The following is a 23,609-nucleotide window of genomic DNA, read 5'->3' as shown; positions in this document are numbered from 1 at the left end:
CCCGCTGCCCGCCCTATGCTGGTTCGGGCGCGCAGGAGGCACTCGCATGGCTGAGGACGGAACGCACATGGCGCTGGCGTGGGGCACCGCCCCCGCGCCGCAGCGTGGACCGAAACGCGCCTTCGCACTCGAGCAGGTCCTCGACGCGGCGCTGACCATCGCGGATGCAGACGGCCTCGATGCGGTGACGATGCCCTCGGTCGCTTCGGCGCTCGGACTCACCGCCATGTCGCTCTACCGCTACGTGGGCTCGAAGGATGCGCTGGTCCTCCTGCTGCAGGATCACGCGATGGGCCCGCCGCCGGATGTCATCGGCCCTGGGCTCGGATGGCGACCAGGACTCGAGGCATACGCCGCGGCGTCCACCGCGGTCTACCGGAAGCACCCCTGGATGCTGGACATCCCGATCGTGGGAGTCGCCCGCACCCCGAACAACCTCGCCTGGTTCGACGCCGGGCTGGGGACGCTTGCGAAGGAAGCGCTGACCCCCGAGGAGCGCATGGCGATCGTCCTGGAGGTCAGCGGACACGCCCGGTTCCGGGCATCCGTCGAGCGTGGCTATGACGACCTCGCTCGCACGACGAAACGATCCTCCACCAAGACGGCGACCGAAGAAGCGCGGGTGCTCCGCGAGGTGGTGGACGAAGAGCGGCTCCCCCATCTCAGCGAACTGCTCGAAGCCGGAGCCCTGGTGAGCGAGACATTCGACGGCGGACGGTACGCGCTGGATCGGCTTCTCGACGGCGTCGAGTACCACCTCGCGAAACCGGCGCGCACGACGGAGGATGGGTGAGACGCGACAGGAGGAATCATGGCTGAGACCGAGCACACCGTCGTCACCCGTTCGAACCGCGGGCAGTGGGAGGTGTCCGTCGCCGAACGGCCGGACCTCTCGCAGAGCTTCTCGAGCCGCGAAGAGGCGATCGATGCGGGACGCACGACCGCCGACGAGCTGGGCTGGCGGCACGTCGTTCAGGATGCCGAACCTACAGGCGTGATCACCGACCCGGCCGACGAGTAGAGCGGGTCTCCGCGCCGGCGCACGTCACGGCGCCCCGCGGACACGTCAGGCGATCGGGAAGTGATGCTCTTCGGCGCGACGAACGTCGGCGAGCGTGGCCTTCCACGTGCTTCGCCGCGGGCGCCGGCGGTCGAAGAGCTTCCTCAGCGCGTCTCGGAAGGAGCGGAGAGCGGATCCGATTGTGTTCATGGCTGCTCACCTTCAAGCAGTGGCGGGTTGTCTGGGCTATAGGGATATCCGCTGCGCGCCACCGCGTCTGGGGGCTTGACCTGACGCACGAGTTGTGGTGTCGCCGGTAGGTGCGATGATCCGCACGGGGACGATCGGCGGGAGGGCGGGATGCGCGGCGAGGCGACGGTGCTGCACGCCGACCTCGACGCCTTCTACGCCTCGGTCGAGCAGCGCGACACGCCCGCACTGCGGGGCCGGCCGGTCATCGTCGGCGGCGGAGTGGTGCTGGCGGCGAGCTACGAAGCCAAGGCACGTGGCGTGCGCACGGCGATGGGTGGACGGCAGGCGCGCGACCTCTGCCCGGACGCGGTGATCGTGCCCCCGCGGATGGACGCCTACTCCGCCGCCAGTCGCGACGTCTTCGCGATCTTCCGCGACACGACGCCCCTCGTGGAGGGGCTTTCCATCGACGAGGCGTTCCTCGAGGTCGGCGGCCTTCGACGCATCGCCGGCACGCCCGAGCAGATCGCCGCGCGATTGCGTCAGCGCGTCCACGCCGAAGTGGGTCTGGCGATCTCGGTCGGGGTGGCCCGCACCAAGTTCCTCGCCAAGGTGGCCAGCGCCGTCAGCAAGCCCGGCGGGCTGCTCGTCGTCGAGCCCGAGCGCGAGGAGGCGTTCCTGCTGCCGCTGCCCGTCGAGCGGCTCTGGGGAGTCGGAGCCGTGACCGCCGAGAAGCTGCATCGGCTCGGCATCCACACCGTCGGGGAGCTGGCAGAGCTCGAGGCCGCGACCGCCGAGAGGCTGCTCGGCAAGGCGACCGGCGCGCATCTGCACGCCCTGGCGCGCCTGCGGGATCCTCGACCCGTCGACACCGCGAAGCGCCGCGGATCCATCGGCTCGCAACGGGCGCTCGGCAACCGCCCCCGCTCGGCCGAGGAGCTCGACCTCTTCCTCACTCAGATCGTCGATCGCCTCGCCCGCCGCCTGCGTGAGCGGGACCGCGTATGCCGCACGGTCGTGCTGCGCCTCCGCTACGGCGACTACGCGAAGGCGACTCGCTCACGCACCGTCCGGTTCCCGACCGACCGCACCTCCGTGCTGCTCGAGGTCGCACGGGGCCTGCTCGCCGCCGCGCAGCCCCAGATCTCGGGACGCGGCATCACGCTCATCGGCATCTCGCTGTCGCAGCTGGGGCGGGCCGACAGCATCCAACCCGAGCTGCCGATCGACTGGGACGACGGCGAGCGCCTCGACACGGTGCTCGACGCGGTGCGCGATCGCTTCGGTGCGACGTCGGTCTCGCGGGCCGCACAGCTCGGTCGCGACCCGGGCTGGTCGACGCCGGTGCTTCCCGAGCACGAGTGATGTCGCCGGCCGCGCCTACTCTGCTGCCATGGCGGAGCGTGTCGAACTGTGGTGGGCGCGCCGCCAGTTCTCCAAGGGCGCGGAAGTACCCTACCCCGTCGGCAGCTATCGGGAGGCGTGGGCGCCGTTTCCCGCTCTCATCCGTCAGTACCACCCGGAACTCAACGCCGGGATCGTGTTGAGCCAGGTGCCGCCGGCGGCCGACGTGCTCCTTCTGTGGCAGTGCGAAGCCGGCCACAAGTTCGCCGCGACGCCTGACGAGCAGCGCAACCGCCCGGGCCGCGAGCGCCGACGCTCCGCGTGGTGCCCGGACTGCGCGGACCTGGCCCGGCCGGCGCGCGCGCTCCCGATGCGCGAGGTGGTCACTGCGCCCGGCTCCCCCGTGCCCGCCGCGATCGCCAACCCCGTCGAGCGCGCCGTTCTCCGACAGAGGATGCCGAAGCGCAAGCAGCGCGTGTGCGCGAAGACGCCCGACCTGCCTGTCGGCGAGCCGTTCCACTCGGAGTGCGCGCCGAAGCCCGCGTCCGCGATCGAAGCCCAACTGCGTGCCGACCTGTTCGCGCGCCTGTCGGTGACGCCGGGGTTCAACGCGGTACGGGTTGCGCGGCCCTTCTTCGATCACTCGGAGGTGTGGCCCGACATCCTGCTTCCCGAACTGCGCGTCGCCATCGAGTACGACAGCACCGGCCGGCATGGTCTCGAGCACGTCGGCAAGCGCGAGGACGCCGACCGGCGGAAGGACCGCGCCCTGCGCAGCGCGAGATGGGAGGTCGTGCGCATCCGCACCGGAAAGCTCGAGCCGCTCGGAGCCTACGACCTGCAGATGTCGGCCTGGACCAGAGCGGGCCTCGAGCGCCTCATCGACACGCTCCGGGAGATCCGGGGTCCGCTGCTCGTCGACCCCTACCTCTTGTGACGAGTCATCGCATGGGCGGTTCCCGTCGCCCGCGCAACGGGTGGGAGTCAATCGCCGAAGTGGGTCTCTTTGTGCGGCGCGCCTGATCGGTCGTACGTGGTCCATGTTCCGATCTGCCGGCCGCGGTCGAAGGAGCCGCTTCGCAGCATGGTTCCATCCAGTCGGAACCACTCCCAGTAGCCGTCCATCTCGCCATCGCGCATGTGTCCGCGCGCGCGGAGGCTGCCGTCTTTGTGCAGCTCTTCGCGTGGCGTGGACTCGGTCACGCCCTCATCGTGTCACGACCCCGGCCGCCATGAAGTCCTCCGCCTACGTGCGGGCCGTCGGCGCGATCAGCCCGACGGCGGGAGTTCCGCCGACGGGTCCCGACCGCCCGGCCGTGCGCGTCAGGACCGCTTCGTCCTGCTCTTGAGGAGTTGGCCGGCGAGGTCGGGAACATAACGGAACTGCTCGACGGGTGGTCGTTCGTAGTCGTTCGCGTCCGGTCGATCGGGTATCGAGACGTCCTCGAGCTCGAGATGCTGATACGGGATGCTGCTGAGCAGGTGTCCGATCACGTTCAACCGCGCGCTGCGCTTGTCGTCGCTTTCGATCGTCCACCACGGCGAGTCGGCCGTGTCTGTCGCGGCGAACATCGCATCCTTCGCTCGCGAGTAGTCCTCCCAGCGCAGGATCGACTCGAGATCGGTCGGAGACAGCTTCCAGCGACGCATCGGGTCATCGAGCCGCGACGCGAACCGCGCCTGCTGCTCCTCATCCGAGACGGAGAACCAGTACTTGATCAGGATGATCCCGTCTTCGATCAGCAGGCGTTCCACGATCGGGCACTGCTGGAGGAAGAGCTGATACTGCTCCTCGGAGCAGTACTCCATGACGTGCTCGACTCCCGCGCGGTTGTACCAGGACCGGTCCATCAGGACGATCTCGCCCTTGGTGGGCAGCCGTTCGATGTAGCGCTGGAAGTACCACTGGCCGCGCTCCTTCTTGGAAGGCTTCGGCAGGGCGACGACGCGCGCATGACGCGGGTTCAGGTACTGCACCACCCGTTTGATGGCGCCGCCTTTGCCCGCAGCGTCGCGACCCTCGAAGATCACCAGAACGCGAGCACCGGATGCCGCGACCCAGTGCTGCATCTCGACCAGCTCGACCTGGAGACGCTCGAGCTCAGCCTCGTACAGTCGCTTGGGCAGACGTTTGACCGACGACTTGGTCGCCTTCTTCGTAGACATTCAGCTCGTCCCGGCCCGCGCCGTGCGCGCCCTGGTCGTGTCTCTGCGGTGGTGCATGATCGCCATCGATTCCCGGCGTCTTGTTCGCCGCGCCGCCCACACTATGCAGGGTGCGTCCGTTCGGACGGGTCTTGACAATCGCTCAATCCGTCGGCGAGGAGGTCAAGCCTCCAGGCCGAGGTCCGCGGAACTGATCACCGCACTCCCCCGCTCGAGTCCTCGGCGGGGGGTGAACGCTGCCCACATCGAACCCCGCACGTGCCGTTGGAAGACATGCCGGACGACCGCGCCGCGCGGCAGGGTCAATCTGATGTGCCGCAGGCCCTCGAGGAGTCGCGTCATGCCCTCGCCGAACGCCGGGATACCGCAGTCGACCGCGTTGATGAATGCTTGTTCCGCGAGCTCGCGATGCCCCTTCAGAGCTTCATCCTCCGCGCGGAGGATGTACGCGTCGCTCAAGGTGGGAGCAGCCGTGATGATCGCTGAGGCGAGCGCGCCGAGTTCTTTATGGAGCCCCAGGCGGAGCAGCACATATCCGGCGACGACTCCTGCGAAGGGGTCCTCGGGAGCCGCTGCCGCCAGGTCCCCCGCGAGGCGGTCTGCGACGTCGATGCGTCCGGCGAGCAGCATCCGCTGCAGGTACTCGATGCGCCACAGTCGACTGACCTTTGCCGATGCGTCGCCCGCGAGGCTCGGGTGGTACTGGAAGAGCCGGATTCGATCGACGTCGATCTGTGCCACAAGCGTGGCCAACCGCTGTGGGAGCACCGGCACGGCGATGACCATGGGAGCGGCATCGGGGGCCGTGAAGGAGACCCAATGCGGCGCCGCATCCACGGGCTTCACCCTTCCCGCCACGCCGCCCGCCGAGGGTTGGAGTTGCCACCCTGTCCCGGTGACCGGCTCGCCGGCTCTCCAGATCGCCACCTTGACGTGCCGTACTGCGTCGAGGTCCGCACGCCCATCGCGGCCGACACCGACGGCGAACACCGCGACACCGGAGCCATTGCCGAGCTCAGCGCGCGCCGTCCCGGCGGCCATGGCCGCCGGCTCGTCTCCGGCGAGGTACTTCGCCAGTCCGGCCGTCACGACGGTGGTGGGGCGCGCCCACGCAATCGCGTCGTCCCCCATGGTGAGGTAGCCGTCGCGGACGTGTCCGCCCATCGCTGAGGCCAGTTCCTCCACCAACGTGTCCGGCAGCCGAGGCTTCAGCGTCACCCGCTCCGACTCGCCGGCGGTCAGCCGCACGAATTCACCGTGGCGCGTCGCGTCAGGGCCGATGTGCCGGACGTAGTAGAACCCGGGTTCGACCTGGACTGTATCGCCTGTCCTCTTGACCGCGAGCACCCGACCAGCCTCGTCCACGATCTCGGCCACGGCGAGAGAGTCTTCCGACTCGATCGAGATCGTGGCGCCGGACTGCTGGTGATCGTCCCGCGTGGCCGGATCGGGTTCGATCCGCTCGACGACCGGGGTCCCTTCGGGCGGAGGGGACGACGGCCCCGCGGGCCTCTTGCCTCCCGGTAGCAGTTCGATCGTCACGGGCCGGTCTTCGTAGAGCTCGATCGGGGCCATGGCCGACCCGGAGAGACCCTTCGGAGTGGTGGTCGTCGCCTGAACAGCGTAGGTCTTGGGTGGAAGCTGAAATGCCTGGACCTCGCCGGTGACCCCGAGCGCGGACGCAACCGGCGCACCGAGCCCGTCGAGCACGCTGACCTGCGCTTTCTTGCGCTTCGCTTCCACCGCGAGCCGGACGGTCAGCGTCGCAAGGTCGAAGTGGCCGCTCGGGAACGACACCACGACCGGGTCGCGCTCGCGGTTGGCCACCCCCCGCGTGCCGGTGTCCTGAGGGATCTGCGCTTGGACGTCGGCCTCGGCGATGCCCGCCGGCATCTTCGCCTTCATCCCGCCGTTGATGAACGAGGCGAGGCGCTCCCAGCGGACTTCATAGCAGTTGCGCTCCCACGACCAGGCCTTGGCATTCTTATCGCCCGACAGCCCCTTGAGGAGGACGCCCGTGAACCTGCCTTCCTGCTCCCCCAGCCAACCGCCCTCCTGGGCGGTATGACCTGGCGCGGTCGCATAGAGGATGAACTGCTGGGTCGGGGGCGCGCCCGGATCGCGCTTGCGCGGAACCGGCCAGCGTCCGATTTCCAGCTCCCTGTTTGCCCAGGGGACGTTGCGGCAGGCGTCGATGAAGAGGAACTGGTCTGCGAAAGAGGTCGTTTCGAAATACTCGGCGATCGAGCGGATGGCGAGCGAATGGTCGGGATGCACCTCGTCGAACCCCGGCAGGACGATCGCACTCTCGTCACGATTGGAGACTCGGGCGGTGATGCCGTGGCCCGCGAAGTAGAAGTAGAGCCGCTCCGGCTTCTGGTCTGCCGTGGCCACCACCACCTCGTTGATCGCGGACACGATGTTGTCCTTCGTCGCCGGCCGCGCGCGCCGGTCTGGGTCTTCATCCGGATGCGGATCCTTCGACGGCGGGGAGAGCAGCAAGCGCACGTTGGAGGCCGGGACGCCGCCACGAGCAATCACCCAATCGCGAAAGTCGCAAGCGTCGTCTGCGGCGGCCGACAGTTCCATCTCGGGCGTGCCGTAGTCGTCCGCACCGATGACGATGGCCCAGCGCATGAGCGTGGCTATTCGCGGGACGTGTTCACGGCGTCAGCCGATCGAGAAGGGTTTCTGCTGCTCGAACTCTGGATTGCCAGCGCCCACCGGGTTGTAGTGCGGTTGCTGGTCCTGAGGCATACGGGCGCGGATCGTCTCACGGAACGCCGGGTACCCGCCATCCCACGCGCCGTCATTCCACACCGCCTTCAGGTTCTCGGTGAAGAGCCCGTTGGCGAGGCCATCCCGCGACAACTGGTCGTCGCGGCAGCCGGAGATGAGCAGCACGGTGGCCTCCGGCTGGGCCTGCCCCGCACTGGGAACCTGCTTCTGGATGTCGTCGTACAGTGCAGCGTGCGCACGGTAGGTTGCGGCAAGGACGTCTTGCGGCATCGCTCTGTACCGCGGTGAAGCGGCGTCCGCCTGCTGCCTCGTCTTGACGACGTTCGGCACTTCGGCCTCGTCCCCGATTCTCCGATTGGCAGTGCCGCTGTGGCAGCTGTCGGAGAGCACGACGATGCGCGCTCGCGGCGCGAACGCGCCCCAGAGCGCATAGAGCTCGTCGTCGACGAGCTGCCGGTCGAACGCGACCCAGGTCTCGTCCAGATGATCGACTTCATCGTCACCGTTGCGGTCGGGGACCTGCCCCCCGTGGCCGGAGTATGACAAGAAGAAGAGATCGCCCGGAGCCAGCTCAGCCGCGGCTCGGCTGATCGCGGCCTTCACGGCGTCAGCGGTCGCATCCTGAGTCAGCAGCAGGTTCGTTGTGAAGCCGCAGCTTTCGGCGATCGCCTGCATGTCCAGGGCGTCGAATTCGCAGGCGTTGAGCGCGCCGTCCCACCCGTCGTAGTGGGCAGGATCGACGCGATTGAGCCCGATATGCAACGACAAGCCGCTGGCCATAGTGTCCCCCCAGAACAGCAAACCCCGTGCTCACGGTAGGCCTGCCGGTTGGCGCGGTCAAGGGGTCCGTCGGGCGGACGCGCTGGAGTTGTTCCTCACTGACACGCTGTGGACGACGTGGACACTGTCGGTGGAAGACTCGGGTGGTGAACAGCGATCAGCTGATTGCTTTGATGGATCGCCTCGACTCATCCGGAGTGCGCGTGTGGATAGCCGGAGGGTGGGCCGTCGACGCCATTGTGGGCAGGCAGACTCGCTTCCACGGCGATGTCGATCTGGCCGTGGACAGCGAACACCTTCCTCGGCTCCTCTCCGTCCTCAAGGAAGACAACTTCGTTGTCACCGTCGACTGGTCGCCGGCGAGGCTCGAGCTGTCCGCTCCCGACGGTCGCGTCGTCGACGTGCACCCCGTGGTCTTCGCCGACGACGGCAGTGGTAGGCAAGCCGGGCACGGTGGAGAGACGTACTTCTACGCAGCTGACGGCTTCACGTCGGGGACGATCGACGGGCGGACTGTGCCCTGCCTCTCCGCGGAGCAGCAGCTGCGGTTCCGCTCGGGATACGAGCTCGGCGACGTCGACCGGCACGACATACCTCTCCTCGAGCAGCGTCGTTAGACGATCCCTACGCGCGAGCGGGGCTTTCGGTGTGCATGAGATCGGATCCGCTTGCATCGCGGAGACCCGAGCGGTAGTGCTCGAAGCTGACCGGGCAGCTCCCATCCGGCGTGGGATGGATGCTCGTGGCCGCATCGGCGGGCTCGTCACCACAGCCGAACCGCCCGGACACGTCAGACGTCTTCGGCGTAGCGGAGCGCGAACGGCGGCGCCGACCGGAGCCGGGATGCCGTCGCCGGCGTGAGCGATCCGCGTGCGACGATCGCCTCGATCCCGGCACGTCGCGCGGCCTCGAGAGCGAGGCGCCGTGGTTCCTCCATCGCCTCGAGCACCTCGGCCGCCTCTGCGGCGGCGGCGGCCCCGAGCTCGGCCGCCTCGGCTTCGAACGGGACGCGCAGGGCTGCGATCGCACGATCGAAGTCGCGGATGCGGCGGGCGAGATTCCAGGCCCGGACGGATGCGACGATCAGCAGCATGACGGCAGCTGCGCCGAGCACGAAGAGCGCGACCATGAGTGCGGCGGTCGTGGGGTCATCCGTGGCGCCGGGCCAGTTGGCGAGGACGATCCCTGAGCCGAACACCGACACCGCCGTGAAGGCGAGATAGCCGGGCGTCGATCGGCTCGCGTGACCGTGTCGCGTGACGACGGCGCTGATCGCGTGCAGCACCACACCCGCCCCGATGAGCAGCACGGCGCTCCACGCCGCCGCGGCAGTCGGCAGGCTCCCCGACCGGCCGGCGAACATGATGCCCGCGCCGACGATGGCGAAGAGGAAGCCGAGCCCGTCGAGCAGCTCTCGGCTCGCGCCGCCCGGATACTCCGGCGCGTCGGCATCCTCTGCCCGTGCGTGTTCGAGACGGAGGTCGCGGAGACGGCGGTCGTAGCGGCGGTCGATGGCCTGGATCCCCTGCATCGCCCTCCGATCGAGGGCACCGAGCGCTGCATCCTCGATCGGACGCACGATCACGGCGAGTCCGTCGCTCAACCCGCGCTCGTAGCGTGCGGCAACGGCCAGCGCCGCCGCCGAGGCGACGGCCGACTGGTCCGGGCCGGTGCCCGACTCGGGACCGCGTGTGCTCATGCCGCCTCGAGCCGGATCCCACGGACGAGCTCAGCGAGGAACGGCGCCATGAACCCCGCATCCCGCGCGCTCTCGGCCGGCATCATGAGGCGGAACGGTGGGACGGCGGGCGTTTCGGTCAGCGGCATCGTGAACACTTTATCGAGGTCGGTCGTGCCGTTACGCGAGCCGGGCGCGCCAGATGGAGGCCCTCGATGTTCTCGCTTGGTACCCCGAGGACCCTCAGCGACCTGCAGTCGTCGTCAGCGGTGCACGCTCGGGCGGCCGTCATCGACCAGCGATTCATCGTTCCGGTTCCGCGTGTGTTGCGGGTTTGCCGGTTCGAGCTGTGGCGGCCGCTTCCCCTCTGATGGTCAAAGGTGGGCGCGCATAACCCACCGCCACTTGGCGATGCGGCGGTCCCGCACGAACCCGTATCGTGCGTACAGCTCTTCGGGGCCGGTGTGGAGATACGCGCCGCGCTGCGGCGGTCGATCCTGGGTCTGCTCCGGATATGCCTCGACGATGCCTCCGCCAGCGCGCTTGATCTCGTCCAACGCGCCCCGCACCGCGGCCGACGCGATCCCCCTGCCGCGGTCCCGAGAGTTCGTGAAGATGCAGCCGATCCGCCAGTCGGGCGGTTCCTGCGCTTCCGCGTCGTAGGCGCGCCGGCTCTTGATGTTGGGGAGCTCTGGCGGGGTGCCGAACTGGCACCAACCCACGCAGTTATCCTCGTCGTAGACCAGTACTTGGCGGGCGATGCCCTGCTCCACGAGCTGCTGCTTCGCGTCACGGTTGCCCTGACGCGTTCCGGTGGAGCCGCCGGGGTGAAATCCCATGCACCAGCAGCCACCCCACACGCCGTTGTTCGACTCGACGAGCGCTGCGAAGTCCTCCCACGTGTCCGGCGTCAGCATCCGGGTGGTGAGCACCATGGCGCCAGTTTCATCCGATTCGGCTCCGGCCTCAATGGGAGGCGCACCCGAAAGCCCGCCGGACGGCCGATGAGGATCCCTCAGCGGGCATCGCCCGATCAGGGACGCTGGACCCCGGGTTGCGGCTCAGCGCGATGTGCGACGCGTGCGGCCGAGATCGCTTCGACGTCGATCTGCTGTTGGAGGCGGCGCAGCTTCGCTTCACCGGGTCGTACGCCAGGATGAAGTGGGCAGCCGAGACTCTCGGTGGCGGCTGGGCACGCATGTGGAACGAAGGCGTCGGCGACGTCATCCAGCGGCGGGTTTCCTGGTTCAACGGAGCACGTGACGACCTGCACCGCGCCCTCACAGAGTCACCGCGGCCGGAAGCAGCATCCTGAGAAATGAACTTCACCCGGCCGGAGCAGACGTCAGCGGAAGTGGATCCCTCTTGCGGGCGTCCGGGCCTTGCCTCCGCGCTTCATGAAGTGGGCCCCGGTAGCCGCGACTGATTGATTCCTCCGTGATCCGCGTGCGAGGAACGCGCCGGACGTCGCGTCGCCTCGTCACGCGTTCCGATCGTCGCGCCTGCTCGAATTCGGGCGGCGGATCGTTGGTCAGCTGAAGACCCGCAGCGCTCATCTTCGCGGAAGGGTGGTCGCGCCTCCTTGGCATCCGGCCGTCATGACGCAAGCATGGGAGGAGGTATCCCCCTTACGGAAAGCAGACTGATGTCCCGCTCACCCAAAGATGCTTCGCCTGCCACTGTCGCCGCCCTTGCTGCGGCGCGTGAGCACTATGCGCTCGACGATGTGCAGGACTTCGCGGATGCCGCGCGCGGCTTGATCGCGCCGCTGCCCGGATCGGTGCTGGGCGAGGACGGCCATGTGATCTTCGATGTCGAGGCGATGGACTACATCGAGGGCGATGCGCCGGACTCGGTTGACGCGAGCCTGTGGCGGCAGTCCAGGTTGATCCGTCAAGGTGGTCTGTTCACGGTCGTCGATGGCGTCTTCCAGGTGCGCGGCAACGACATCGCGCAGCTCACGGTGATCGAGGGCGTCGATGGCTTGATCGTCATCGACTGCATGGCGGGTGTGGAAAGCGCGCGGCAGGGGATGCAGCTCATTCGCGAGCACGTGAGTGACAAGCCGGTCGCTGCGGTGATCTACACGCACACCCACATCGACCACTACGGCGGCGTCAAGGGCGTGGTGTCTGAAGAAGATGTGCGATCGGGCAAGGTGCCCATCCTCGCGCCCGGCACGATCGCCTCGTTCGACAAGTTCGCGATCGGCGAGAACGTCGTCGCCGGCAACGCGATGGCCCGCCGCGCCCAATACGCCTTCGGAGGCCTTCTCGACCACGGTCCGCACGGATTCGTCTCGTGCGGCATCGGAACGGCGACGACGAACAACCCGACGGTCTCGTACATCTCGCCGACGGACGGCATCCGCACCACCGGGGAGAAGCGCACGCTCGCCGGGCTCGAGTTCGAGTTCCTCTACGCTCCCGACACCGAGGCTCCGGAAGAGATGCACATCTGGATCCCGCAGCTGAAGGCACTGACCACGGCGGAGAACGCGAACCATTCGCTGCACAACATCCAGACCCTGCGCGGTGCGCGCACGCGCGACGCCCGGAACTTCGCCCGCTACCTAGACGAGACGCTCGAACGGTGGGGCGACGAGGCCGAAGTGCACTACGGCCCCCACACCTGGCCCGTGTGGGGCAACGCGGACGTGACGGCGATGATCGCTTCCCAGCGCGACACGTACAAGTACATCCACGACCAGGCGCTCCGCCTCGCGAACGAGGGGTACACGCCCCTGGAGGCGGCGGAAGAGATTCGCCTCCCGGAGGAGCTGGACCGCAAGTGGTTCAACCACGGCTATCACGGCACCGTCCACCACGACGTCCGGGCGGTCTTCACGAAGGAGCTCGGGATGTGGGACGGCGACCCGGTGTCGCTTCACCCGCACCCGCCGGTCGTGGCCGCCAAGCGCTACGTCGACTTCATCGGCCGCGACAAGGTGCTTGAGGAGGGTCGGCGCGCCGTCGAAGCCGCCGACTACCGTTGGGCGGTCGAGATCCTGCACAAGCTCGTGTTCGCCGACCCGGATGATGCCGAGGCGCGCGAGCTCCAGGCTGACGCGTACGAGCAGCTCGGGTACCAGGCCGAAGGTCCGCAGTGGCGAGGGATCTTCCTCACAGCCGCGCGCGAACTGCGCGAAGGTATCCAGCCGACCGCGTTCACCACAGCGAGCGAAGACACGATTCTCGGGATGCCGATCGACATCCTCTTCGACTTCGTCGCCGTCCACGTCAACGGACCAAAGGCAGCGAACGCCGATATCCGGATCAACCTCGATTTCGCCGACATCGACGAGACGTGGAACCTTTGGATCGCACGCGGCGTGCTGAATGCTCGGAAAGGCCAGTCGCCGGATGCTCCGCTTACGGTGAGCGCGCCCAAGGCACTCCTCGTGGGCGTCCTACTCAAGCCGAGCATCGCATCACAGCTCGCCGCGGCGGGAAAGGTCACGCTCGACGGTGATGCCGGCGAACTCGATCGATTGGGCTCGGTCCTCGACGACTTCGATCCCGCCTTTCCGCTGGTCACGCCATGACACCGCGACACCTTGGTGACCTCGATCGCTCGCGATGACGATCGTTGAGCGGTCGGTATCCGCGCCGAGTAGCGCGCGTCGATTATCTTGATCGAATGGCACGCGGGCGCGACGATGCGGGTGGGTCGCTCTTCGGCGCCTGGGTAGCGGCTATCGCGGTCCTCGCGTTCGGAGTAGGCATGTGGTTGATCGTTGCCTTCCTGCACTCATCCGTGAGTGGTGACCTATTCGCCCCGGTCGAAGACGGCCGGTGGGTGGATGCGCCGATGATGGTGTTGCTCGCGCTCTTCACCTTCGTCGGTCTCGCCGCGGTTGGCGGGGCGATCTTCCTGATTTGGCTGTTGGTGTCGACGGCATGGGAAGCCAGGCGCCCGCGCCAGTGAGTGTGTCTCCGTGACGCTGTTGCGTCCTTCGACTCGGCTTTCCGGTGCCCTGGTCGGCAGAGGCGCTCCAACGCGGCCGCCATCACTGCTCACCGCAACGGGGCGCACGCACCCCGGTCCTTCATCGGACGGGTCGAATGCGGTCAGGACTCGGAAATGGCCTTCGCAGCCGTGCCCCCGACTTGAGCCCCATAGAGGACGAATCCGAGCGCGGCAACCGCGGCAAGAAGCACCCTGATAGTCACCACGGGCATCGGAACGGGAACGAGAGCGAACGCCCCGCCCAGGATGCTGATGACTCCGGCGCAGACCGTCGCTCCCCGCGCTCGAACATGTGCGGCCAGCCAGGCTTCTTCACTCGCCATCGTGCTGGGAATCCGAATGCCTGCGAGCTGATTCCGCTTCAGCCGCCCAGACGCTGCCGCATTCGCCATCCAGATGAGGAGGATGCCCGCGCCAACCATCACGACGAACAAGACGGCCCTCGCTATCCACTCGTTCTCCATAGCTCCGACGCTATCTCGCTCCCGATCGGCCGCGGCTCGCATAAGCCAGCTTGCGTGATTGGCTTGCGACCCTAGACGGTCGGCCAGCAGGCGGATGCCGGTACTCTGGCGCGCCGAGGCCGGCCACCGTCTCCCCCGCAGGTGGATCGACTCGATGCGCGGATAGCCCGCGGGCGGGATGCCGGTAATCTGGCGCGCCGAGGCTGGCCACCATCTCCGCCCGCAGGGGTCGACTCGATGCCCGGATAGCCTGCGCGATGAGATGCCCGCACGCGGGGCCCTATGCGGGCGGAGCCATCGCGACATCGGTGGACTCTGCGGATGCGTGGCCGGGAGAGATCCTGACCGACCTAGAACCTGCGCATCGAGGTTTCACCTAGTGCATACGTAGCGGGGGACCCAGCGTTTACGCACTGATCAGCGGTCAAGACGGTGACCCATCAAGATGGACGACATGTCCCGGATACAGAAAAAGGGCCTTACCGGCCCTTTTCCCATTCACTGTCTCAACACAGTGTGCGCCCGAAGAGACTCGAACTCCCAACCTTCTGATCCGTAGTCAGATGCTCTATCCATTGAGCTACGGGCGCATGTTGTCCGCAGCAGCGCACAACGTCGTCCAGAATACCCCACGCTCCCCCGCGGCGCGAATCGGCGGCGGGATGCCGGATTCCCGGGCGTGTTCGCCGGGTGCGAGCCCGATCGCTCAGGCTTCGCGTGCATCGAGCGCGCGCAGCTGACGCTGCAGGGCGACGAGCCGGTACGACGTGTCGATGAGCTCGGCGAGGAGCTCCCAGTCACCGGCATCCGGCTCGATGCGCAAGGCGAGCCATCCGTACGCGCCCTCGTACGGTGGCACGAAGACATCGTCGCGTTCGACGAGCACCGGCCGCTCCAGCTCGTCGGGCACGAACAGCACCGCCGGTTCAGCGGCGACGCCGACCAGCGCGAACTGACGCTTGCCGGCGCGGAACGTCCAGCGTCCGTGCGAGAGCGCCTCGACCGCTTCGGGATACGCCATGCACAACCCGCGCACCCGCACGACGAGCGGGTGCTCGGGCGGGAACCACCTCGGGTGGGCCGGGGCCGCGTCGCCGTTCACAGGCCGAGCGTAGCGTCGCGGCGATCCGGTGTCAGGAGTCGAGCTCGCTGACGTCGACGCCCGAGATCCGCGGCGACGGCGTGACCGGAGCGGCGCTGGGCGCGGCATCCGTGTCGCCCTCGTCACGATGACGCTTGTGCGCGGCGAGCCGGGGAATGTCGACGAGCCGGATCGACTGCATGCGGGCGGCGCGCATCCGCTCGTAGTCCGGGTCGAGGTCGGGGCGCATGCCCTCGACGCGCAGGCGACGCTGGAGGTTCGCCTCGACGTCGCCCCACGCGGCGTCCCGAGCCTGCTCGATGAGGGAGCGCACGACGTGCGGGTCGTCCGCCATGCGCCGCAGGGCCTGCGCCACGCCGGCATACTGCCGCCCGCGACGGCGCAGGTTGCGGGTGTCGCGATCCCGGTAGTCGTGCGTGCCGTCGGGGTCGGTGAACTTGCCCCATGCCTTCTTGCGCTGGCGCTTCACCATGGCCGCCGCCTCGTCCTGCTCGTCGGCGAGCGCGATGAGCGTCTCGCGGGCGAAGGGGGTGAAGGCGACGATGTCGAACTGCTCATCGTGCGCGATCGTCTCGACGAGGATGCGGTTGCGGATCGCCAGCCGGGCGGCGGCGGACGCGATGGACACCCCTTCGGCGATCGCCTCTGCGGTCTTGCCCATCGCACCTCCCCTCAGAAGGCTAGCGTCCGCAGCGGGCTGTCGAGTCAGCGAGAATCGTAGGCACGACTCGTCGACGGCGACGAGCGCAGCGAGAGGCAGCCGATGAGCAAGACGCGACCCCTGGACGTGCGCGGACGCACCACCGTCATCACGGGTGCGGCCGCCGGGATGGGGGCCGAGGTCGCCCGCCAGCTCGCCGCACGCGGTGCACGCATCGCACTGCTCGACCGCAACGCCGAAGGACTCGCGGCGCTCGCCGCCAGCCTCGACGGCACGGGCCACACGACCCACGTCGTCGACCTCACCGACGACGACGCGGTGGCGGCCGTCGTCGCCGAGGTCGAGGCATCCCACCCCCACGTGCAGTCCCTCGTGACCTGCGCCGGCTCGTCGATGCTGGGCGACATCGATCAGCTGACGATGGCCGAGATGCGCTGGCTCATGGACGTCAACCTCTGGGGCACGGTGAACGTCACGCAGGCGCTGCTGCCGGCGCTGCGCCGGGAGCCGGCCGCTCACATCACGCACCTCGTGTCGATCTACGGCCTCGCCGCACCGGCCGGGCGCATCCCGTACGCCATGAGCAAGTTCGCCGTCCGCGGGTTCACGGAAGCCCTGCGACACGAGCTGGAGCGGTCGACCGTCAGCGTCGGCGCGGTCTATCCGGCCGGCGTGAAGACGGGCATCATCCTGCGCGGACGTTTTGCGGCAGCGATCGATCCCGCGATCGCCGACCGCGCTGCAGCGGCGCAGGCCGCGATGTACCACACGGAGCCCGCAGACGCCGCCGCGCGCATCGTCGCGGCGACGATCCACCGTCGTCCCCGCACGATGATCGGGCGCGAGGCCCGGCTGGTGGACGTGCTCGCGCGCGTCACGCCGACCCACTACTGGGCACCGATGCGTCGTCCGCTGCGGGACGCCATCGACACGACGACGCCCATCCGCTGACGCGCCGGTCGTCGCCGGGACTGCGTGGTGAGAACGGCGTCGTCACGCCGGCCGGATCAGACGGGCTGGATCAGACCGGCTTCGTGTAGGTCGCCCGGCCGAAGCCGAGGATGAAGTACCCGACGAACGCCACCAGCCAGAGCAGGAAGAACGACCACGCGCCGCCCTTGCCGAAGCCCCTGCCGACGCGCACCGCGACGACGATGCTGAAGATCCAGCCCACGATCGGGATGAGATACAGCAGCCCGAGCCACGCCGAGTAGCCGGCCACCTTGACGAGGACGAACACGTTGACGATGGGGATGATCGCCAGGATGCCGGGGTACCCGGCCTTGTCGAAGACCCTCCACAGCGCCACCGCCACGAGGACGTACCAGACCAGCGCAATGACGCCCGAGGTCGAGTAGAGCGCCGTCAGATCGGCGCCGGACGTGATCGTGTTCGCATCGAGCATTCGTTCAGCCTAGGGCTCGGCATCCAACGCTCCGTGTAGCAACCGGTTCTCGGTTGCGCAACCCCCCGATCCCGGCAGATGCCCCGGCGTAGCGTCGATGTCATCGACTCACGGAAGGAGCGATCGATGGGATTCATGGACGACGCGAAGGAGACGGCTGAGGCCGTCGGCGAGAAGATCAAAGACGCCTGGGAAGACACCACCGATCGAGTCGGCGACAAAGTCGATGAGATGAAAGCTGACGCCGACGTCAAGAAGGCCGAAGCTGAGCGCGACTCGGTGAAGACGCGCAACGACATCAAGGAAGATCTGCGGGACAGCAACTGAAACCCCGCTCACGATGAAGGCGGAGCCGACCGGGGGGCCGGCTTCGCCTTCGTCGTGAGCGGCAGCCGTCGCCGCCGTGCGGCGGTCGTCCTCTCGGCAGAGCCGCCGAGGGGACGCTCCGACCGGAGGGCGCGATCAGGCGATGGCGCCGATCCGCCACGATGCGGTGGCGGATGCCGCGGGCTCGATGACGATGAGTCCCGCGTCGTAGTCGTACGACCCGGCGTTGAAGGCGTCCGGTGCGCAGGTCATCGGCTCGACGGCGAGACCGAGCCGGCTCTGTGCGGCGTCGGGCTTGTCGGCGGTGTGGATCTGCACCCACGGGCACGCGGCATCCCACGACATCTCGACACCCGAGCCGGCATCGCTCGTCACCCGCACGGTGGCAGTGCCGTTCGCATCGCGCACCAGGCCCGAGTACGCGTGGTCGATCTCGACCGAGCCGACCGGCCGCGGCGAGCGGAAGTCGAAGCGCTCCGGATCTTCGGCGTCGACCGGCACGAGCGCGGTCGGGATGAGGCGGTCTGGGGTGACGGACAGCACCTGGGTCGCGGGCAGCTCGAGGGTCCAGCCATCGACGCGGCCGTCGCCCGCCACGAGGTACGGGTGCGGCGCGGTGCCCCACGGCGCCGGCTCGTCGCTCTCATTGTGCGCCGTGACCGACTGCGTGAGTCCGTCGGGACCGAGCGAGAAGGTCGTCGTGATGACGAGGCGCCACGGGTAGAAGGTCTGCGGCTGGATGACGGCGGACAGGGTCACGTGGTCGGGCCCCTTGTCGATCGCCTCGAAGTCGAGCCACGTCGCCAGGCCGTGCAGCGCGTGCGAGCGCGCCGGCTCCGTCAGGGGCAGCTGGAAGTCGCGCCCGCCGAATGAATACTTGCCGTCGACCACGCGGTTCGGCCACGGGGCGAGCGTCGCTCCCCGGTGCGCGGGGCGCACCTCGTCGGCCTCGAACGGCACCACGAGGTCGCGACCGCGGTAGGTGAGCGAGCGCAGCGTCGCGCCGACGCTCGCGACGACGGCTTCGTAGTCGCCGGCGCGGAGCGCGTGCTGGATTCCGGAAGCGGGGGGACGTGCCATGGGGTTCTCCTTGGAGCTGGGATGCCGCACACCAGAGTAGCGGCGGGCTTCGCGCGCCCCGAACCCGGGCATTCGCGTCGAAACCGGTGACGAGGCCCTCGGTTTCGGCGCGGATCCCCGGTCTCGGCGAGACCGGGGACCGGGCGCGGGCGGTGCGGCGGAGGGGTGACGGTGCCGTTACAGGCCCTGCGCGAGGCGGTAGTAGGCCTGGTTCCAGCGGAGCTCGCGCTGGAATCCGCGCGTGGTGGTGTCTTCGTCGATGACGACGAGCTCGGTCGCTGCGATCTCGGCGAAGTCGCGGAACACCTCGATGCCCACCGCGGTGGTCATGACGGTGTGGTGCGCGGCGCCGGCCGCGAGCCAGCAGGCGGCGCTCGTGGCGAAGTCCGGCGCCGGCTTCCAGACGGCGCGCCCGACCGGGAGCTTCGGCAGGTCCGGCGCGTCCACGTTCTCGACGACATTCGCCACGAGGCGGAAGCGGTCGCGCATGTCGCTCATGGCGACGACCAGCGCCGGTCCGGGATCGGCCGTGAAGACCAGCCGCACCGGGTCGTCCTTGCCCCCGATGCCGAGCGGGTGCACCTCGAGGCGCGGCTTCGCGCTGGTCAGCGACGGCGAGACCTCGAGCATGTGGGCGCCGAGGATCTTCTCGTCGCCGGGCACGAGGTCGTACGTGTAGTCCTCCATCAGGCTCGCGCCGCCGGGGAGCCCCTCCCCCATCACGTTCGCGACGCGCACCAGGATGGCGGTCTTCCAGTCACCCTCGGCGCCGAAGCCGTAGCCCTCGGCCATCAGTCGCTGCACGGCGAGGCCGGGCAGCTGCTTCAGCGCGCCGAGGTCTTCGAACGACGTCGTGAAGGCGCCGAAGCCGCCCTCCTCGAGGAAGCTCCGCAGGCCCAGCTCGATCGCGGCGCCGTCGCGCAGCGACTGGTGGCGGTCGCCGTCCGGCCGCAGCTCGGGTGCGACGTCGTAGGACTCGAGGTACTCGGCGACCAGCGCGTCGACGTCGGCGTCGGTCGCGGCATCCACCGCCTCCACCAGCTCGTTCACGCCCCAGGTGTTCACCTGCACGCCGAAGCGCAGTTCGGCCTCGGTCTTGTCGCCCTCGGTGACCGCGACGTAGCGCATGTTGTCGCCGAAGCGGGCGAGCTTGAGGGACCGCGAGGCGGCCCAGCCGGCGGCAGCGCGCTGCCAGTCCTCGACCTGCTGGCGCACCGCGGGGTTCGAGACGTGGCCGACCACCGTCTTGCGGGCGACGCCGAGGCGGGTCTGGATGTAGCCGAACTCGCGGTCGCCGTGCGCCGCCTGGTTGAGGTTCATGAAGTCGAAGTCGATCTCGGCCCAGGGCAGCTCGACGTTCGCCTGCGTGTGCAGGTGCAGGAGCGGCTTCTGCAGCGCGTCGAGGCCGGCGATCCACATCTTCGCAGGGCTGAACGTGTGCATCCAGGCCACGACGCCGATGACGTCGTCGCGCGCGTTGACGTCGAGCGCGAGGCGGCGGATCGAGTCGGAGTCCTTGAGCACCGGCTTCCACACGACCTTGACCGGGAGGCCCGCGAGGCCCTCGGCTACGGCCTGCGACTGCTCGGCGACCTGGCGCAGCGTCTCCTCGCCGTAGAGGTTCTGACTGCCGGTGACGAACCAGATCTCGTAGGCGTCGAGCGACGTGGACAGGGGTGTGCGGGTCATCGTGGTTCCTTCGGTCTGATGCCGGTCGTTGAGCGAGGAGCGAAGCGACGAGACGAAACGCGGATGCGGAGGCTCGAGCGTTTCGTCTCGCTTCGCTCGCTCAACGACCCTCGGTGAGGTGTTGGACGGCGGCGGCTTCGACGGCCAGGCCCGCGCGGTAGCGGTCGAGGTAGGCGGCGAAGCCGGCGACATCGGCGGGGTCGGGTTCGGCGGTGGCGATCGCCGCGTCGGCGAAGACGCGGTCGTCGAGGTACGCGGCCAGGGAGATTCCGGATGCCGCGGCCGAGGCATCCGTCTCCCTCACGGTCATGGCGTACGCGGCGAGCACCGCGATGCCCCACGCCCCACCCTCGGACGCGGTGTCGCCGACCGATACCGGAGCGCCGAGCGCGCCGGCGAGGAAGCGCTGCGCGACCCCGGCGGTGCGGAACATGCCGCCGTGCGCGAACATGCGGTCGAGGCCGACCCCCTCGTCGTCGAGCACCCGCATGCCGAGCGCGAGGGTGCCGAACACACCGTAGAGCTGGGCGCGGATCGCGTTCGCGAGCGTGAGGCGGCTGTCGGGCGTGCGCACGAACAGCGGGCGGCCTTCGGCGAGGCCGGCGATGGGCTCGCCGGCGAGGTGGTTGTAGGCGAGCAGGCCGCCGGCATCAGCCTCTCCCTCGAGCGCCTCGCGGAACAGCGTCTCGTACACGGCATCGTCAGCCAGCGGCGTCCCCGACGCGGCGGCGAACCGTGCGAACATGCCGGCCCAGGCGGCGAGCTCGCTGGCGCCGTTGTTGCAGTGGACCATCGCGACCGCATCACCGGATGGGGTCGTGACGAGGTCGAGCTCGTGGTGGACGCGTTCGAGCGGCCGCTCGAGCACGACCATCGCGAAGATGCTCGTGCCCGCGCTGACGTTGCCGGTGCGCGGCGCGACGGCGTTGGTGGCGACCATGCCCGTGCCCGCGTCGCCTTCGGGAGCGCAGAACGGGATGCCGGGGCGCAGCGCGCCCGTCGGGTCGAGGAGCGCTGCACCCTCGGCCGTCAGCTCGCCCGCCGGCGCACCGGCCGCGAGCACGCGGGGCAGCAGGTCGGTCACGTGGGCGACGGGAAGCCTTCCGGCGGCCGGTCCCTGCGCCTGGCCCGCCGCCGGTCCCGGAGCCTGTCGAAGGGCGTCGTAGCGCTCGAGCATGCCCGCGTCGTAGTCGCCCGTCGTCGAGTCGATCGGGAACATCCCCGACGCATCGCCCACGCCGATGACCTTCTCCCCGGTCAGGCGCGCGTGGACGTAGCCGGCGAGGGTCGTGACGAAGCGGATGTCGGGAACGTGCGGCTCGGCATCCACCACCGCCTGATGCAGGTGGGCGATCGACCAGCGCAGCGGGATGTTCACGCCCAACGCGTCGGTGAGCTCCGCCGCCGCGGGGCCGGTGTTCGTGTTGCGCCAGGTGCGGAACGGCACGAGGAGCGTGCCGCCCTCGTCGAACGCGAGGTATCCGTGCATCATCGCCGAGACGCCGATCGCGCCGAACGTGTCGGGCGCGACGCCGTGGCGCTGCTGCGCGTCGGCGACGAGGTCGGCGTACGCGGCCTGGAGCCCCGACCACACGTCGTCGAGGGAGTACGTCCAGAGGCCGGACTCGTACCGGTTCTCCCACACGTGCGAGCCGACGGCGAGCACGTTCGCCGGGTCGTCGGCGTCGACGAGGCACGCCTTGATGCGGGTCGAGCCCAGCTCGATGCCCAGCGCCGTGCGCCGGGACCGGATCGCGTCGGCGCTCATCGGCCACCCTCTTCCGGGCGCTCGTCGCGGCGTTCGTCGGACGACTGGCCGTAGACGTTCTGGTAGCGGTCGAAGAGGCGGTCGATGGCCTCCTGCGGGATCGGGATCAGCGGGCCGGCCTCACGCGCGTGGTGCACGGTGCGGGCGACGTCCTCGACCATCACCGCAGCCTTGACGGCGTCCTTCGCCGACGTGCCGATCGTGAACGGACCGTGGTTCTGCATCAGCACGGCGCGGCTGCGGTGTCCGGTGAGGGTCTCGACGACGCCGCGGCCGATCGAGTCGTCGCCGATGATGGCGAACGGGCCGATCGGGATCGGCCCGCCGAACTCGTCGGCCATGGCGGTGATGACGCAGGGGATCTCCTCGCCCCGCGCGGCCCACGCCACGGCGAAGGTCGAGTGGGTGTGCACCACGCCGCCGACGTCGGGCATGTGGCGGTACACGTAGGCGTGCGCCGCGGTGTCGCTGGAGGGGCTGCGGTCGCTTCCGGGGCTGCCGGGCACGACGTTGCCGTCGAGATCGCACAGGATCATGTTCTCGGGGGCGAGGTCGTCGTACGAGACGCCCGACGGCTTGATGACGAAGAGGTCGGCGCCGGGCACGCGTCCCGAGACGTTGCCGCCGGTCCAGACCACGAGGCCGTAGCGGACGAGCTCGCCGTGGAGCTTCGCGACATCGGCACGGACGGCGGCGATGGATGCCTCGACCTCGGGTGCGAACGCGGGTGCCGGCGTCGTCGGCTCGGGGCTGGTCACGGGGTCCTCCATCGGGTCTCGTGCGGAACTTTCGGGCCATACCGGGCCGTCGCGGCTATGTTACCGGTAACAACCCCGATCCGTCCCGACGTTTTCACGCGGTCGAGGGATGAGGCGCGGCGGTGGAGGCGCGGACGACGAGCCGGGGTGCGGAGACGGCGGTCGCCGGCTCGCCGAGGACGGCCGCGACGGCGCGGCGGGCCTCCCCCGCCAGGTCGAGGCCCACCGTGGTGAGCGCGGGGCGGTAGTACGCGGCATCCGGATTGTCGTCGAAGCCGACGATGCTGACATCGCCCGGCACGTCGACACCCGCCTCGCGCAGCCCCGCGATCAGTCCGAGCGCCATCTGGTCGTTGGCGGCCGCCACAGCCGTGGGCCCACCGGGCGCGCGCACGGCCGCAGCGATCCGCCCGGCGAGCGCGGCGCCGGCCGCGGCGGTCCAGTCGCCGCTCCACAGCGGCCCGGCCTCGAGGCCGGGCCGCTGTGG

26 protein-coding genes and 1 tRNA gene are annotated in these 23,609 nt (G+C 69.1%); 9 read left to right on the top strand and 18 right to left on the bottom strand.

Annotated features, from left to right (window positions below):
* Nucleotides 1-46 precede the first annotated feature (46 nt).
* Together ACI3KY_RS15665 and ACI3KY_RS15660 are read left to right on the top strand one after the other, a co-directional pair.
* On the top strand, nucleotides 47-793 hold the full coding sequence (locus tag ACI3KY_RS15665; RefSeq protein ID WP_404931077.1) for a TetR/AcrR family transcriptional regulator: 747 nt from the start codon (nucleotides 47-49) through the stop codon (nucleotides 791-793).
* An 18-nt stretch (nucleotides 794-811) separates the two neighbouring features.
* Nucleotides 812-1,021, top strand: a complete 210-nt coding sequence (locus ACI3KY_RS15660) for a DUF2188 domain-containing protein (RefSeq protein WP_404931076.1) — start codon at nucleotides 812-814, stop codon at nucleotides 1,019-1,021.
* A 45-nt stretch (nucleotides 1,022-1,066) separates the two neighbouring features.
* On the opposite strand, the gene ACI3KY_RS15655 is transcribed toward ACI3KY_RS15660, so the two are convergent.
* Nucleotides 1,067-1,210: a hypothetical protein gene (locus tag ACI3KY_RS15655; protein ID WP_404931075.1), complete on the bottom strand. Its 144-nt coding sequence runs from the start codon at nucleotides 1,208-1,210 to the stop codon at nucleotides 1,067-1,069.
* Between the two features lie 150 nt (nucleotides 1,211-1,360).
* On the opposite strand from ACI3KY_RS15655, the gene dinB reads away from it, so the two are divergent.
* Both dinB and ACI3KY_RS15645 read left to right on the top strand, forming a co-directional pair.
* Nucleotides 1,361-2,557, top strand: coding sequence for a DNA polymerase IV (gene dinB / locus ACI3KY_RS15650; protein ID WP_404931074.1), 1,197 nt, complete (start codon nucleotides 1,361-1,363; stop codon nucleotides 2,555-2,557).
* A gap of 28 nt (nucleotides 2,558-2,585) precedes the next feature.
* A complete protein-coding gene (locus tag ACI3KY_RS15645; protein WP_404931073.1) occupies nucleotides 2,586-3,473 on the top strand; it encodes a zinc-ribbon domain-containing protein in 888 nt (295 codons plus the stop codon).
* Between the two features lie 47 nt (nucleotides 3,474-3,520).
* On the opposite strand, the gene ACI3KY_RS15640 is transcribed toward ACI3KY_RS15645, so the two are convergent.
* The 4 genes from ACI3KY_RS15640 to ACI3KY_RS15625 form a co-directional block, all read right to left on the bottom strand.
* Complete coding sequence (locus tag ACI3KY_RS15640) at nucleotides 3,521-3,739, bottom strand: toxin-antitoxin system YwqK family antitoxin (protein WP_404931072.1); 219 nt, start codon at nucleotides 3,737-3,739, stop codon at nucleotides 3,521-3,523.
* 120 nt (nucleotides 3,740-3,859) lie between these two features.
* Nucleotides 3,860-4,702, bottom strand: a complete 843-nt coding sequence (gene ppk2, locus ACI3KY_RS15635) for a polyphosphate kinase 2 (protein WP_404931071.1) — start codon at nucleotides 4,700-4,702, stop codon at nucleotides 3,860-3,862.
* A 162-nt stretch (nucleotides 4,703-4,864) separates the two neighbouring features.
* A complete protein-coding gene (locus ACI3KY_RS15630) occupies nucleotides 4,865-7,339 on the bottom strand; it encodes a caspase family protein (protein ID WP_404931070.1) in 2,475 nt (824 codons plus the stop codon).
* Between the two features lie 33 nt (nucleotides 7,340-7,372).
* Nucleotides 7,373-8,221, bottom strand: coding sequence for a caspase family protein (locus tag ACI3KY_RS15625; protein ID WP_404931069.1), 849 nt, complete (start codon nucleotides 8,219-8,221; stop codon nucleotides 7,373-7,375).
* Nucleotides 8,222-8,394: 173 nt separating this feature from the next.
* On the opposite strand from ACI3KY_RS15625, the gene ACI3KY_RS15620 reads away from it, so the two are divergent.
* Nucleotides 8,395-8,838, top strand: coding sequence for a nucleotidyltransferase domain-containing protein (locus ACI3KY_RS15620; RefSeq protein ID WP_404931091.1), 444 nt, complete (start codon nucleotides 8,395-8,397; stop codon nucleotides 8,836-8,838).
* Between the two features lie 173 nt (nucleotides 8,839-9,011).
* Here ACI3KY_RS15620 and ACI3KY_RS15615 read toward each other — a convergent pair whose 3' ends face one another.
* The 3 genes from ACI3KY_RS15615 to ACI3KY_RS15605 all read right to left on the bottom strand — a co-directional run bounded on the left by ACI3KY_RS15615 (nucleotide 9,012) and on the right by ACI3KY_RS15605 (nucleotide 10,834).
* Nucleotides 9,012-9,920 (bottom strand): hypothetical protein, encoded by a 909-nt coding sequence (locus tag ACI3KY_RS15615; protein ID WP_404931068.1) that lies wholly within the window; start codon nucleotides 9,918-9,920, stop codon nucleotides 9,012-9,014.
* On the bottom strand, nucleotides 9,917-10,048 hold the full coding sequence (locus ACI3KY_RS15610) for a hypothetical protein (RefSeq protein WP_404931067.1): 132 nt from the start codon (nucleotides 10,046-10,048) through the stop codon (nucleotides 9,917-9,919). Before ACI3KY_RS15610 ends, ACI3KY_RS15615 begins: the two co-directional genes overlap by 4 nt.
* 225 nt (nucleotides 10,049-10,273) lie before the next feature.
* Nucleotides 10,274-10,834 (bottom strand): GNAT family N-acetyltransferase, encoded by a 561-nt coding sequence (locus tag ACI3KY_RS15605; RefSeq protein WP_404931066.1) that lies wholly within the window; start codon nucleotides 10,832-10,834, stop codon nucleotides 10,274-10,276.
* A gap of 710 nt (nucleotides 10,835-11,544) precedes the next feature.
* Between ACI3KY_RS15605 and ACI3KY_RS15600 the strand changes: the two genes are divergently transcribed.
* Nucleotides 11,545-13,443, top strand: coding sequence for an alkyl/aryl-sulfatase (locus tag ACI3KY_RS15600; protein ID WP_404931065.1), 1,899 nt, complete (start codon nucleotides 11,545-11,547; stop codon nucleotides 13,441-13,443).
* A 95-nt stretch (nucleotides 13,444-13,538) separates the two neighbouring features.
* A complete protein-coding gene (locus ACI3KY_RS15595) occupies nucleotides 13,539-13,826 on the top strand; it encodes a hypothetical protein (RefSeq protein WP_404931064.1) in 288 nt (95 codons plus the stop codon).
* Nucleotides 13,827-13,969: 143 nt separating this feature from the next.
* Here the strand turns inward: ACI3KY_RS15595 and ACI3KY_RS15590 are convergent, their stop codons facing one another.
* The 4 genes from ACI3KY_RS15590 to ACI3KY_RS15575 form a co-directional block, all read right to left on the bottom strand.
* Nucleotides 13,970-14,332: an SdpI family protein gene (locus tag ACI3KY_RS15590; protein WP_404931063.1), complete on the bottom strand. Its 363-nt coding sequence runs from the start codon at nucleotides 14,330-14,332 to the stop codon at nucleotides 13,970-13,972.
* 517 nt (nucleotides 14,333-14,849) lie between these two features.
* Nucleotides 14,850-14,922, bottom strand: a tRNA-Arg gene (locus ACI3KY_RS15585).
* A 116-nt stretch (nucleotides 14,923-15,038) separates the two neighbouring features.
* Nucleotides 15,039-15,434: an MmcQ/YjbR family DNA-binding protein gene (locus tag ACI3KY_RS15580; protein WP_404931062.1), complete on the bottom strand. Its 396-nt coding sequence runs from the start codon at nucleotides 15,432-15,434 to the stop codon at nucleotides 15,039-15,041.
* Between the two features lie 31 nt (nucleotides 15,435-15,465).
* Nucleotides 15,466-16,095 carry an asparagine synthase gene (locus ACI3KY_RS15575; RefSeq protein WP_404931061.1) on the bottom strand — a complete coding sequence of 210 codons (630 nt, stop codon included), beginning with the start codon at nucleotides 16,093-16,095 and terminating at the stop codon, nucleotides 15,466-15,468.
* Nucleotides 16,096-16,197: 102 nt separating this feature from the next.
* Between ACI3KY_RS15575 and ACI3KY_RS15570 the strand changes: the two genes are divergently transcribed.
* Nucleotides 16,198-17,046 carry an SDR family NAD(P)-dependent oxidoreductase gene (locus ACI3KY_RS15570; RefSeq protein ID WP_404931060.1) on the top strand — a complete coding sequence of 283 codons (849 nt, stop codon included), beginning with the start codon at nucleotides 16,198-16,200 and terminating at the stop codon, nucleotides 17,044-17,046.
* Between the two features lie 70 nt (nucleotides 17,047-17,116).
* On the opposite strand, the gene ACI3KY_RS15565 is transcribed toward ACI3KY_RS15570, so the two are convergent.
* The gene (locus ACI3KY_RS15565) at nucleotides 17,117-17,500 is read right to left on the bottom strand and encodes a DUF5684 domain-containing protein (protein ID WP_404931059.1); all 384 of its coding nucleotides are present in this window, start codon (nucleotides 17,498-17,500) and stop codon (nucleotides 17,117-17,119) included.
* Between the two features lie 126 nt (nucleotides 17,501-17,626).
* On the opposite strand from ACI3KY_RS15565, the gene ACI3KY_RS15560 reads away from it, so the two are divergent.
* Nucleotides 17,627-17,827 (top strand): hypothetical protein, encoded by a 201-nt coding sequence (locus ACI3KY_RS15560; protein WP_404931058.1) that lies wholly within the window; start codon nucleotides 17,627-17,629, stop codon nucleotides 17,825-17,827.
* Between the two features lie 135 nt (nucleotides 17,828-17,962).
* Here the strand turns inward: ACI3KY_RS15560 and ACI3KY_RS15555 are convergent, their stop codons facing one another.
* From ACI3KY_RS15555 to ACI3KY_RS15535, 5 genes are all read right to left on the bottom strand, one after another.
* Nucleotides 17,963-18,907, bottom strand: a complete 945-nt coding sequence (locus ACI3KY_RS15555) for an aldose 1-epimerase family protein (RefSeq protein WP_404931057.1) — start codon at nucleotides 18,905-18,907, stop codon at nucleotides 17,963-17,965.
* A gap of 177 nt (nucleotides 18,908-19,084) precedes the next feature.
* Nucleotides 19,085-20,596, bottom strand: coding sequence for an L-arabinose isomerase (gene araA / locus ACI3KY_RS15550; protein ID WP_404931056.1), 1,512 nt, complete (start codon nucleotides 20,594-20,596; stop codon nucleotides 19,085-19,087).
* 100 nt (nucleotides 20,597-20,696) lie between these two features.
* On the bottom strand, nucleotides 20,697-22,364 hold the full coding sequence (locus ACI3KY_RS15545; RefSeq protein ID WP_404931055.1) for a xylulokinase: 1,668 nt from the start codon (nucleotides 22,362-22,364) through the stop codon (nucleotides 20,697-20,699).
* Nucleotides 22,361-23,134, bottom strand: coding sequence for an L-ribulose-5-phosphate 4-epimerase (locus tag ACI3KY_RS15540; protein WP_404931054.1), 774 nt, complete (start codon nucleotides 23,132-23,134; stop codon nucleotides 22,361-22,363). The genes ACI3KY_RS15545 and ACI3KY_RS15540 overlap by 4 nt, the downstream gene beginning before the upstream one ends.
* Nucleotides 23,135-23,216: 82 nt before the next feature.
* On the bottom strand, nucleotides 23,217-23,609 hold a 393-nt coding region (locus ACI3KY_RS15535; RefSeq protein WP_404931053.1), incomplete at its 5' end, for a substrate-binding domain-containing protein.

This window comes from Microbacterium sp. ZW T2_14 (assembly GCF_044987405.1).
Taxonomy (GTDB): domain Bacteria; phylum Actinomycetota; class Actinomycetes; order Actinomycetales; family Microbacteriaceae; genus Microbacterium.
Note: the sequence above shows the minus strand (reverse complement) of the source record. Positions and strands in the feature narration are given on the sequence as shown.